Origin of the sequence: Paenibacillus sp. IHB B 3084, from assembly GCF_001447315.1 — a bacterium.
GTDB lineage: Bacteria > Bacillota > Bacilli > Paenibacillales > Paenibacillaceae > Paenibacillus.
In genome coordinates this window covers 3,731,777-3,744,676 of sequence record NZ_CP013203.1, presented here as the reverse complement: position 1 = coordinate 3,744,676, position 12,900 = coordinate 3,731,777, and the positions used below count along the sequence as shown (strand labels likewise).

The following is a 12,900-nucleotide window of genomic DNA, read 5'->3' as shown; positions in this document are numbered from 1 at the left end:
TTTCGGGATATCCGATCTATTTTCTTGTTGGACGATTACTCTCCCAGATTCTGGCCATCGGAATGAATTACGTTTTTGTACCAGTGGAAGCTTTTCTTTTTAATCCGGTTCAGCGAGCCGTTGCCTTCATTGTCCCGGTCCACGTAAATATAGCCGTAGCGTTTTCTCATCTCTCCCGAGGAAGCGCTGACAATATCAATAGGTCCCCAGCTTGTATAACCGATAATCTCGACCCCGTCCTGAAGAGCCTCGCCCATTTCAGCAATATGCCGTTTCAAATAGTCAGTCCGGTAATCGTCGTTGACTTCTCCTTCAGGAGAAACCTCGTCGTTGGCACCAAAGCCGTTTTCCACTACAAACAGAGGCTTCTGATAGCGATCGTGCAATTGGTTTGCCGTGATACGGAACCCTTTCGGATCAATCGTCCAGCCCCATTCGGACTTGTCCAGATACGGGTTGGACACAGAGCCGAACACATTGCCGCTCGTCATGTTTTTAACAACTTCCGGGTCTGTGCTGGTGGTTCGGCTGGAATAGTAACTGAAACCAATATAATCGACGGTATGATGTTTCAAAATTTCCGCGTCGTCCGACTCCATCTCGATTGTTAGTCCATGATCCTTGAAGAACCGCTTCGCATAACCTGGATATTCCCCGCGTGACTGCACGTCGATAAAGAAGTAGGACTCGCGGTCCTTTTCCATTCCCTGATAAACATCTTCGGGATTGCACGTATACGGATAGAAGCTGCCGGCAGCCAGCATACAGCCAATTTTGGCATCTGGAATGATCTCGTGGCACGCTTTTACAGCCAGTGCACTTGCAACAAGCTGGTGATGTGCAGCCTGATACTGAATTTGTTTGACGTTTTCGCCTTCCTGGAAAACAAGCCCGGCGCCAATAAACGGCAAATGGAGCAGCATGTTAATTTCATTGAATGTCATCCAGTATTTCACTTTATCCTTGTAACGGGCGAATACCGTTTTGGCATATGTTTCAAACAGGCTTACCAGTTTCCGGCTTCGCCAGCTTCCGTACTTAGCAATCAGATTTACCGGTACGTCAAAATGAGCGAGGGTAACCACTGGCTGGATGCCATGTTTAAGCAATTCGTCGAACAGATCATCGTAAAATTGTAACCCGGCTTCATTCGGTGCAGCATCTTCTCCCGTTGGGAAAATACGGGCCCAGGCAATGGAAACACGCAGCGCCTTGAAACCCATTTCTGCAAATAGCGCAATATCCTCGCGATAGCGATGGTAAAAATCAATCGCTTCATGGGAAGGATAGAATTCGCCTTCGAGCGGAGTGAGCGAGGGAACATTCCCCTGCATGATGCTTCTTCTTTTCTCGCCAGTCGGCAACAGGTCCACCAAACTCAATCCTTTGCCGTTTTCCAGATAAGCACCCTCGGCCTGATTGGCAGCAAGAGCACCACCCCATAAAAAGTCTTTCGGAAAAATAAAGCTGGACATAAACGTTCTCCTTCCAAAATGTGTGATGGGGGAAAGCCGAAAGGGTTTAGTGAAATAAAAAAACCCAAACTAGCCCAGATACACGTGTAGTGTAGACAAGCCGGTTCAGGTTATGCCCTAACGGTAACATTCCATGAAAAGGTTATACGTATTTGATGAAACTCTAACAAAGATTTGGAAGCCTGTCAAATTCATTTGATGTTATAACCCACATGTGAGTTATAACATCAAATGAGACTAAAACGTGCTTAGAAAGCTATTTTTATAAAATTAGTCAAAGATACTTATAAAAACTAGTAGGATAAACACACCTTTTCTATATGATACACTGAGATAAGTATGTTCCACTGATTGTTTATTGTTCCCCAATAGATAGATGTTAACTGTATATTCACGAGTGGATTGCCCCCAATAATAAGTAATATTGGTTTTGGACAACGAATAGATTTATCAGATGATAGAATTTATTGTGTCGCCGAACATTAGGATTTCCCGTTCTCCTTGCAGAGCCGCAAAAACATCCTCCGGTGCACTCGTCAATGGATATGCAGGAATATAATCCAACATACATCCGATTTGGGCATCAGAAATAGCTTCATGACAAGCCTTAACGGCGAGAGCACTCGCTACGAACTGATGGTGTGCAGCCTGATATTGAATCTGTTTCTTGTTTTCTCCTTCTCGGACGATAATTCCACCGCCTGTGAACGGATAATGGGCAAGAATATTAATTTCATTAAAAGTCATCCAATATTTCACTTTCCCTTTAAATCTCTCAAATAGAACCTTGGCATACCGTTCATAACATTCGATGGTCTTGCGGCTTCTCCAGCCCCCATATTTCTTGGCCAGTCCTAAAGGCATTTCATATTGAGATATCGTAATGACAGGTTCAATATTGTATTTGAGCAACTCATCGATCAACTGCTCATAGAAACGGAGGCCCTCTTCGTTAGGTAGCTCTTCATCTCCCTCAGGAAAAATACGTGTCCATGCAACTGATGTTCGGAAACAGCGGAACCCCATTTCTGCAAAAAGTGCGATATCTTCTTTATACCGATGGTAAAAATCGATAGCTTCGTGAGAGGGATATTTGCCTTCGGGAATTTCCATAATCGGCCCTGTAATTCCATGAGGCAATACATCTGCTGTGGACATTCCTTTTCCATCCTCTAAAAATGCACCTTCTACCTGGTTGGCCGCTACAGCGCCGCCCCATAAGAAGTTTTACAGAAAACTGTATGTGTTGGATTGCAAAGGTGAGTCTCCTTTCTGACTAGTTCTGCTTAGACAACAAGCGTCAGCAACTTATCTTGTGCCAAAACCGATGAGTTTGTTGTTTCAATAACATCCAAATAATCGCCGGAATTCGAGATTATAACTGGAGTGATCGGATTATATCCGGCTTCCTTAATCTTCTCAAGATCAAAATCAATCAATAGATCCCCTTTGCGGACCTGATCTCCTGCCTTAACCCGAGGGGTGAAATATTGCCCTTTTAATTGAACGGTGTTGATTCCAATGTGAATCAATATTTCCGCACCACTCTCAGACAAAATAATTACAGCATGACCTGACTTGAGGATTGTGCCAATCGTACCGTTCACTGGAGATACGGCTTGGCCAACACTCGGAATAATTGCAATCCCTTTCCCCATAGCACCTTCTGCAAAAGCAGGATCGGGAACTTCAGTCAAGGATTTCACATCTCCTGTTAATGGGCTGAAGAGTACCTCTTTCTTCAAGATCTGCGAAACACCAGTAAGGTTGACACTTGCTTCCGGTTGAACAGCCTTTACTTCTACAGTAGGAGTTGCGTCAATTGGCTCAGTCACTGCAACAGCTTGTTTGTCTTGGTAACCGAAAAGAATCGTCAGAATCAAACCAATCCCCATGGCGGCGGCAATCCCTATTAAATAATACCCGACAGGTTCAAATGCACCGATTGAAAAAATATTTTGGAAGACAAATGCTGTAGCATACGTATGGAAACCGCCATTAATCGCCCCTCCGACAGCTCCGGCAATAATAACGTATGGGATCGTTCGCTTGTAACGCAGCAATATCCCGTATACGGTCGGCTCAGAGACACCGGCTAACAACAGACTTAACGTAGAGGAACCGGCAATTGATTTCAAAGACTTTTCTTTAGATTTAAGGAAAACAGCCAGTGCCACCCCTGCCATTGCAAAGTTAGAAGCTGCCCACATCGCAAGGATTGGATCGGTTCCATTCGTAAGATTTGCCAGAACGATCGGAATAATGCCCCAATGAAGGCCAAATACAACAAGGAAGAAGATTAACCCGCCAATAACAGCACCGGTTAACAGCCCACTTACTCCCATAAGGTAATTGATCGAATTCGCTATCGCATTTCCGATATATACACCAAACGGACCGAAGATCATCGCAGTAAGTGGCACAATAATGGCTAAAGACAACAATGGAACCAAGAACGTTTGAAGCTCTTTATGGATGATTTTCTTTAGATATTTCTCCACGTAAGAGAAAATCCAAATTGCTACGAATACCGGAAAGACGGTTGATGAATAATCCATCAAGACTACAGGGATGCCTAGAAAGGAGGTCGTATCTCCGTTAGCTAATAACCCCGTAAAGTTCGGTTCCATTAATGCTGCACCGATAACTCCACCTACATAAGGATTGGCGCCAAATTTGATCGCTGCAGAGACGCCCAGGAATATAGGTAGGAAATAGAAGACGGCATTAGCTGCTGCAGCCAGAATGAGGTAGGTTCCACTTTCTGCAGATACCCAGCCAAAGGTTGTGAACAGGGTTAAAAAAGCTTTTAGTATCCCCGCTCCGGCCATTGCAGGCAACAGAGGAGAAAGACTTCCGGAAATCACTGCAAAAATTGTGGACAGAATCTTCTCCTTAGGTTGATCTGCATCCTCTGATGCAGAACTCCCTGTCCCAAGTTTGCTGGTTTTCATAATCTCTTGATATACGTGTGCAACGTCATTTCCGATAACCACTTGAAATTGACCGCCACTTTCTACGACAGTCAGCACTCCTTCTAAGCTTGTCAGCTTCTCTTTATCGGGTAAATGATTGTCTTTTAAATTAAATCTCAACCGGGTTGCACAATGGACAAGGTTCGTAACATTCTCCTCTCCACCGATGTTCTGCACGATATCTTTCGCTAATCTTTCGTACTTCATTTGTGCTCGCTCCTTTAGACCTCATTCTGGTTTATATGAAATAAAAAAACCTGAATAGGTGATTAAGTACACTGAAAAACAGTACACTTATCACTTATCCAGGCTTTGCCCAACTAATGGTAACAACCCTGCTATTTATTGTAATATTCTAATCTCTGCTGGTCACACGCCTAATATGGAGCATGAAATAGACCATTTCACCTTCGGTTGTCTCAACTTGATACTCTTCCCGTAAATATGCTCTTACCTTCTCACTGCAGGCAAAAGCTTCAGGATACTTGGCAACGACTTGTTCGTAGAGCTCATCATCCTCAGAAGGAATCGATTCATGACGCATGGTGCGATAAGAAAAATATTTTAAGTGAGTCACAAAGCGGCTATAATTTAACGAATTCTCATCTAGCTCAATCCCATAATGAAGTGTTACTATATTAAGAATTCCTTGAACCATCTGGGTAACCATCAAGGTCTGTTCCATTTCCTGGCCATCCTGCTGACCATTCACAAAATGCATTGCGATAAAGCCAGCTTCATCTACAGGCAGTTTAATTCCGGTTTCCTTTTCAATTAAGTGTAAAGCATGCATTGCCGTGTGATATTCTTTCGGATAGAACTTCTGTATCTCCCAGAGCAGCGCATTCTTGAGACTCAATCCCTGCGCGGAGCGCGTAATTGCATAACTAATATGATCTGTAAGAGCCAGGTAGATATTATTACTAAAGGAAGTGTGTAAATCCTTTACTGCATAACGGATAATTTGATCTGTCAATTCTAGATGCTTTGGAGGAATCTCACTCAGTAATGTAGATAGCCGCTCAGATAATTCCTTAGTCTCCATCACGAAGGTCTTTTCAATTCTTGATGGATCTATATTTCCACCTGGATTTTTCTGATAGGCTAGTCCCTTTCCAATAACAATGATCTCGGATCGATTCGGCCCTTCAACCAGTGCAACATTATTGTTAAATACTTTTTTAATCCTCATGAGTTCGCCCACTTTATATTTTTTACTAACAAAAAAAGCCTAAACTAATCCTAAACTAAATATAATTTAGCACGGATTGGTTTAGGCTTTGCCTGCGATGCAGTAACAACCCTAATATTAATTGTAGATTCATTATATAAGATGGGGAGAACGTTTTCAACAAAAAATAATCTCTAATCTGGATTTGAACACCTGTCGCTTAATTTTGGAATTGCATAGCTAAAATATCACCTGAACGAGGTTTAGCTGTACGATGTGAATAAACTGTAATTCTCCGATTCAAATAATGTTTAAGATATCCTCTATTTCTATCCATTCCAATTGATCCCTAATAGTTCTCAGTTCAATTCGTTGTAGCTGATAATCAGCAGTCATTACGATACCGTGTAATACTTTATCATAATTTGCAGGAAATACTTTTAATCATAATGGGCTATGATCTTCAATCCGGATAGGTTACTTTATTTCACAAATTCTCATCTATAAAAGTTGATTTAAAGATCTGCCTGTACTTTTCTTTGTGTTTATGCAACTATTTTAGTACTACCTCTACTTCTTCGTGAGGCTCTATCACCTAAACCACATTTCCAAAGAAGTAGTTGTTTTTGGCATAGATTTATTAAACTAAATCTTCTCCGTTTGTCGTACTAATATTCTTATACCAGTTGAGCTCTTCTTCTTAAGACGATGCATGTTGTCTTTCCCTTCACTGTCTTTTTCTACCATAAATGAAGCCATAACGCTTCTTCATCTCCGCGAAATAATTCAAATATATCTTTTGCTAATTTGGCATTATCTATAGAGAGCACCTAGCTACCTATGAGTTAAATTTCATCCTTGATGTCTATTCAAGTCAAAATCTAGTTGTTGAATATACAAGTCTTTCGCAAGATCTCAAGACAAGCCATTTCAAAATTACGCAAAACCATACTGGTGCTCAAATATTATATGGAGTTGTAGTCAAAGATCTGCCTTTCTCATGCTCCTTCATCTCTAAATTAGATACAGAAAAAAGAGGGACAAATCAATGTATGAAGTAATTGATTTAATTAAATTAGCTCAAAATGGGAACAGAGTAGCTGAAGCAGAACTTATAAAACGTTACGAAACTTAATCTTAATCTCCTCCCTTTTCATTTTCATCATCAGGATACCCGTATATCAAACGAAATAGACAATTTACATATCTAATATTTCTCAAAATTAATAAACAAAATGAAATAACTGATGGGCACTTCTTCACCAGCTTAACAAATACAATCTAAAAACAGCTTGTTAATTATCTAAATATCCCCGGAAGCTAAAGACAAACTTTGCCTGAGTATCGACGGATGCAGCCTCCAAATAGCAGAAAGAGATTTGAATGAGGGTAACATTTCCCTTTAGATAATGATTATCTTACTTCTTGTTATAAAAAACAGGCTGTCCTTTTTCAACATAAAATAAGAAAACTTAGATTAATCTCTAACAGATAATTTTGTATTTACTTAGCCTTTATTCCCGATTTTACTGGGTTTCCGGGGACATTGATTGTCTCATTTAGATGGTATAAACAGTCTCATTTAATAATATAATTAGTCTCAATTGGTGTATAACCCACAAATATATAGTTTTCCACTAGCTTCGCTGTCTCATCGCCTCAAAAAGCAGCACCGTGGAAGCCATCGCTGCGTTCAACGACTCCGCCTGCCCCTGCATCGGGATGAACACCGATTCATCCACCATACGTGCGGTAGCAGCGGAAATACCCTGGCCTTCGTTCCCAATCACAAGCCAAGTAGAAACACGCAAATCAACGGCATAGCACGACAGACTTGCGTCCAGCGAGGTGCTAATCAGTCGGGCACCTTTGCTTTTGGCCTGCGGCAAAAGCTCCTCCAGACTGCCCTCAATCACGGGCAGGTGAAAAAGCGATCCCATCGTAGAGCGGATCGTCTTCGGGTTGTACAGGTCGGCGCAGCCATGACCCAGAATGACGCCTGCGGCTCCGGCGGCGTCCGCACTACGGATGATGGTGCCCACATTGCCGGGGTCCTGTACCCCGTCCAGCACCATCACCAGCGCATCCGCCTGCTCCAGCAACGCCGGGAATGCGCCACGCTCCTCCTTGCGCACGATAGCAAAGACGGACTGCGGTGTCTTCGTATCGGTGCATTTGGCAATGACCGCCGCCGATACGGGAATCCATTCCACCGCCTGGTCAGCTTGGTCCAAGCCATTCAGCTCAGCAGGAATGCCCTTGTCCAAATCATAGGCAACGCTTTCGACAACCGCGTTCGAACGCAGCGCTTCCTGCACCAGATGAATGCCCTCGACGATATATTTATGCTGCCGGGTGCGATGCTTTTTTTCCAGCAGTTGTGCCCATTCCTTTACACGTGTATTGTTCGGTGAAATGATTTCCATTTGTTATCCGTCCGTTCCTTTATAAATAAAATGATTTATCATCATACTGCAAAAGCCAGCTCCAACTTGGTTAAGTCATCCTTGTGGCCTACAATAACAAGCACATCCCCCGTTTCCAGCCGATCTTCAGCATAAGGAGAGATATTCATTTCCTGATCTCGACGAATCGCCATCACGTTACAGCCAAAACGGGCGCGTATATCAAGTTCCTTCAGATTTTTTCCTATCATGGAATCCGCCGCTTTCATCTCCAGAATACTATAATCCTTGGACAGCTCAATATAATCCAGAATATTTGGAGACGTCAAATGATGGGCTACTCGCAGCCCCATGTCCCGCTCAGGATAAACCACCTTATCCGCGCCTATCTTTTGCAGCACTTTCCCATGCAATTCATTTTGCGCTTTTACGATCAGAGCTGGCACGCCCATATCCTTGAGGATTAATGTCGTCAATATGCTTGCCTGTATATCTTCGCCAATTGCCACCACGATGACATCAAAATTGCGAATACCGAGCGCACGCAACGCTTCCTCATCCGTTGAATCGGCAGATACCGCGTGGGTCACAATATTCGACATTTCCTGTGTGCGCTGCTCGTCCGAATCGATCGCCAACACATCAAAGCCCATTTCGCTCAATGCAGTGGCAACACTGGAGCCAAAACGACCCATGCCGATTACTGCATACTGCTTTTTAGCCATTCCTTCCTTACCTCCCGATCACCATACTGTTCGTCATAGTATAGCATAACACGCCAAAAACATAAATTTGGCATGCTTATGCTAAATGCTTCTTCATGTATACCGGACAGCAGCCCAAGCCATAATACACCCGACAACCATTACAAACATACGGGAGGTACCACATGCCCATTACACTGGATTTACGACAAGCCATTGTTCACAAAGTTCACGGCAAATCAGAAGCTGATCTTACCGATATGATTATCGGGTCAGTGGATGGACCAGAGGCCGCTTTGCCCGGATTGGGTGTCATTCTTGAGGTGGCATGGAAGCACATGAACCAGACCCAGCAACAAGAGTTTGTCCACCTGGCACATGAGCAGCTTGATAAAATCAAGCCCGTCCCGCTAACCTAAGACTTATCTTCAAACTTTTGTTCAACCCTGCTTCATCCTACCGCCCGTATACGAAAATAGTCCACTCGCCGTAACACTGAGTGGACTATTCGTTGTACAGATCAAATAACAGTTTTATTTCCTGTCCTGCTTATCAAATCCAAATCTTATGGAGCCATCTCCAAAAACTTGGCTGTAGGATTTTTCTCTATAGCAGTCCGCATCGCATACTCATTTTCGAACAAGGCAACATAATTACCCTTCTTGTCCTTCACCAACGTAGAGTTAATACGGAATTTGCTTGGATCAATCTGATCATCCACAATCCAGCGTGCAAATTGGAATGGCATACGTTGAAGCTGTACATCAACTCCATATTCACCCTTCATGCGGTACTCAAATACTTCAAATTGCAGTTGACCGACAACGCCCAGCAGCGTATCGTCAAAGCTTACCGTACGGAACACCTGAATCATACCTTCCTCGGTCAACTGGTCAATACCCTTCAAATACTGCTTGTGCTTCAAAGCATTTTTTACGGTAACCTTGGCAAAAATCTCAGGCGAGAAGGTCGGCAATTCATCAAATATGACCTCTCCACCTTGACTAAGTGAATCGCCAATACGGAAAATGCCCGGATCAAACAATCCGATAATATCGCCTGGGAAAGCTTCCTCGACAATATCACGGTCCTGCGCTAAAAATTGCTGTGGCTGGGACAGCTTAATCTCCTTGCCCATCCGTACATGCTTAACACTCATGCCCCGTTGGAACTTACCAGATACGATACGCAGGAATGCGATGCGGTCACGGTGAGCCGGGTTCATGTTTGCTTGAATTTTAAATACATAGCCAGTAAATTTCTCGTTCGTCGGCTCGATTTCCCCCGCTGTACTGCGACGCGGCTCCGGCTTGGGAGCAAGCTGAAGAAAGTTTTCCAGGAACGTTTGAACTCCAAAGTTATTAATCGCACTACCGAAGAATACAGGCGTTAATTCCCCGCGCTGTACTTTCTCCATATCAAAAGGGTCACCCGCAACATCGAGTAACTCCAGGTCCTGACATAATTGGTCATGCAAATATTCACCCGCCATTTCGCGAATGATTGGATCATTGTAATCCTCCACTTTTTGTACCTTGATCGTGGAATGGTCATCTCCCTGAAACAGCTCGACCTGATTTTTGACACGGTCATAGACACCGCACAACTCACGTCCTGTACCAATTGGCCAGTTCATAGGCACCGAACGAATGCCGAGCACCTGCTCCAGCTCCTCCATCAGGTCAAAAGGACTGCGTCCCTCACGGTCCAGCTTGTTAATGAAGGTGAAAATTGGAATTCCACGCTTGGCACACACCTGAAACAGCTTAATCGTTTGCGCTTCCACACCTTTCGCTACGTCAATCAGCATGACTGCGCTATCCGCTGCTGTTAATGTACGATAAGTGTCTTCACTGAAATCCTGGTGACCCGGGGTGTCCAGAATGTTAATACGGTGCCCATTATAATCAAATTGCATAACTGAGGATGTAACCGAAATCCCCCGCTGCTTTTCAATCTCCATCCAGTCACTCGTCGCGTGCTTGCTTGCTTTACGCGCTTTAACTGAACCGGCAAGACGAATCGCGCCCCCGAACAGTAGCAGCTTCTCCGTCAGTGTCGTTTTCCCCGCATCCGGGTGAGAAATAATCGCAAACGTGCGCCGTTTGTCGACTTCCTGTTGAAGTATATCCAGTGTTTTACTCATTTCACATATCCCTTCATGATCAAATCCATTGCGTTCCTGCTCAAGCTATTCATAAAAAGGCCATGATGCACGCCTGTTAACGTAAATTCATCGGTGCTATCGGTTTCTTTACCGTTAGATCCAGTATTCGGCGTACTCCGTTACCATATTCATTATAAATACGATCTATTTACATGTTTTAGCCTGCCTTTAACGTATAATCAGTTGCAAACTGAAAACCTGAGACTAAGTTATTATAGCACACTCCGAACGCAAAGCATCCCCTTACATCCTGAACAGGACGTAGGGGGATGCTGAACAATTTCAGGATTACTGAGTGCCGCCTACCCGCCAGATGACATTATCTTCATCCTGACCGCTGACCGGCCACCATTTAAAGCCATCTTGCTCCAGCAGCTTGCGAGCGCCTTCCGGTCCCCATGAGCCTGCAGGATAGGTTTCCAGCGTATCCGGGGCTTGTTGCCAAGCTTTGGCGATCCGATCCACGAATCTCCATGCTGTCGCAACCTCATCCCAACGCGTGAAGTACGTAGAGTCCCCTTCAATCGCGTCCATCAACAACCGTTCATAAGCCTCCGGTGAGTTGATGCCGACCATACAGCTTTGGCAGAAATCCATAGCCAGCGGTTCAATATCCGATTCCGAACCCGGCTTCTTGGCATTAATCTTGATGTAAATGCCTTCCATCGGATTCACCCGGATCACGAGCAAGTTCGGCTCCAGCTTATGCTTTTGACCAAGATACACGTTCGTAGGCATGCTCTTAAATTCCACAACGATCTCGGTTGTCTTTACAGGAAGACGTTTGCCGGTACGAATGTAGAACGGAACCCCTGCCCAACGGAAATTATCCACAAATACGCGTGAAGCAAAATAAGTCTCTGTGCTCGAATGTGGATCAACCTTGTCCTCTTCACGATACCCCGGCAACTGCTGACCGCGATAGCTTCCTTCCGTGTATTGACCGCGTACCACATTAGTCAGCACTTCCTCTGCTGATTCAAAAGGACGCAGCGAACGCAGCACTTTTACCTTTTCATCACGGATATCCTCAGGGAGCAAACGGCTCGGTGGTTCCATTGCAATCATCGTCAACATTTGCAGCATATGGTTCTGTCCCATATCCCGCAGAGCACCGGAATGATCGTAATAACCTCCGCGTTCCTCCACGCCCACGGTTTCACTAAGCGTAATTTGCACATTGGAAATATGCTTATTATTCCACAATGGTTCAAAGAAGGCGTTTGCGAAGCGGATCACTTCGATATTTTGCACCATTTCCTTACCAAGATAGTGATCAATCCGATAAATTTCTTCCTCTTCAAATACTTCGCGTATTTCAATATTCAGCTCTTGCGCAGATTCTAGGTTATAACCGAACGGCTTCTCAATGACAAGACGATTCCAGCCCTTGCCATCCATCATACCGCCTTCTTTGAGACTCTTCGATACACTTCCAAATAGTTCAGGGGCCAAGGCCAAATAAAACAAACGGTTCCCCGGAATACTGAATTTCGTCTCTATGGTCTCCGTCTGCTGTCTCAGTTCATGAAATCCTTCGACATTGTTGATATCCAGTGATTTATATTCAAAATGCTCGGCAAATGCCTGCCATTCTTGATCATTTTCTGCCTTGTAGCGGCTAAACTCCTGTATCGAAGCGTACAGGTCATTACGGAATTCTTCCTCTGTGCGAGGGCGTCTCGCTACGCCAATAACGGCAAAATCCTCACCAAGCTTCCCTTCGCGGTACAAGCTGTAGATCGCAGGAAAAAGCTTGCGGCGAGCCAAATCGCCCGTAGCACCAAAAATAAATAACACTGCGCCTTGCGTCACAACAGATTCATTATTAGGTATGTCAGCCATGAAGTACCTCATTCTTCCCATGACAAGATTCCGCTTCCACAACCCTCGAAATCCGCATGTAGTATTGTGTATATTTATACAAGATCATACTTGATTTTCGACAAACATGAAACTGAAGATTTGATGACATTTTAGCATATTCCGCATGGATAAGCTAT

Annotated in this window: 7 protein-coding genes and 2 pseudogenes; 1 reads left to right on the top strand and 8 read right to left on the bottom strand. The window is 44.1% G+C overall.

The genetic code is table 11. The annotated features are described in order from the left end of the window. Nucleotides 1-35: 35 nt before the first annotated feature. From ASL14_RS17515 to ASL14_RS17490, 6 genes and pseudogenes are all read right to left on the bottom strand, one after another. Nucleotides 36-1,475 (bottom strand): 6-phospho-beta-glucosidase, encoded by a 1,440-nt coding sequence (locus ASL14_RS17515; RefSeq protein ID WP_134912762.1) that lies wholly within the window; start codon nucleotides 1,473-1,475, stop codon nucleotides 36-38. A gap of 471 nt (nucleotides 1,476-1,946) precedes the next feature. After that, nucleotides 1,947-2,699, bottom strand: a pseudogene (locus ASL14_RS17510) (glycoside hydrolase family 1 protein); the annotation flags it as partial. 62 nt (nucleotides 2,700-2,761) lie between these two features. Beyond that, nucleotides 2,762-4,657 (bottom strand): beta-glucoside-specific PTS transporter subunit IIABC, encoded by a 1,896-nt coding sequence (locus tag ASL14_RS17505; protein ID WP_134912760.1) that lies wholly within the window; start codon nucleotides 4,655-4,657, stop codon nucleotides 2,762-2,764. A 148-nt stretch (nucleotides 4,658-4,805) separates the two neighbouring features. Further along, on the bottom strand, nucleotides 4,806-5,642 hold the full coding sequence (licT, locus tag ASL14_RS17500) for a BglG family transcription antiterminator LicT (protein WP_134912758.1): 837 nt from the start codon (nucleotides 5,640-5,642) through the stop codon (nucleotides 4,806-4,808). A 1,616-nt stretch (nucleotides 5,643-7,258) separates the two neighbouring features. Continuing rightward, complete coding sequence (locus tag ASL14_RS17495; RefSeq protein ID WP_134912756.1) at nucleotides 7,259-8,047, bottom strand: TrmH family RNA methyltransferase; 789 nt, start codon at nucleotides 8,045-8,047, stop codon at nucleotides 7,259-7,261. A gap of 41 nt (nucleotides 8,048-8,088) precedes the next feature. After that, a pseudogene (locus tag ASL14_RS17490) lies at nucleotides 8,089-8,754 on the bottom strand (potassium channel family protein); the annotation flags it as partial. A 161-nt stretch (nucleotides 8,755-8,915) separates the two neighbouring features. On the opposite strand from ASL14_RS17490, the gene ASL14_RS17485 reads away from it, so the two are divergent. Continuing rightward, on the top strand, nucleotides 8,916-9,149 hold the full coding sequence (locus ASL14_RS17485; protein ID WP_044648543.1) for a small acid-soluble spore protein SspI: 234 nt from the start codon (nucleotides 8,916-8,918) through the stop codon (nucleotides 9,147-9,149). Nucleotides 9,150-9,295: 146 nt separating this feature from the next. On the opposite strand, the gene ASL14_RS17480 is transcribed toward ASL14_RS17485, so the two are convergent. Beyond that, complete coding sequence (locus ASL14_RS17480; protein ID WP_134912754.1) at nucleotides 9,296-10,876, bottom strand: peptide chain release factor 3; 1,581 nt, start codon at nucleotides 10,874-10,876, stop codon at nucleotides 9,296-9,298. A gap of 309 nt (nucleotides 10,877-11,185) precedes the next feature. Further along, nucleotides 11,186-12,742: a glucose-6-phosphate dehydrogenase gene (gene zwf / locus ASL14_RS17475; protein ID WP_134912753.1), complete on the bottom strand. Its 1,557-nt coding sequence runs from the start codon at nucleotides 12,740-12,742 to the stop codon at nucleotides 11,186-11,188. Nucleotides 12,743-12,900 lie beyond the last annotated feature (158 nt).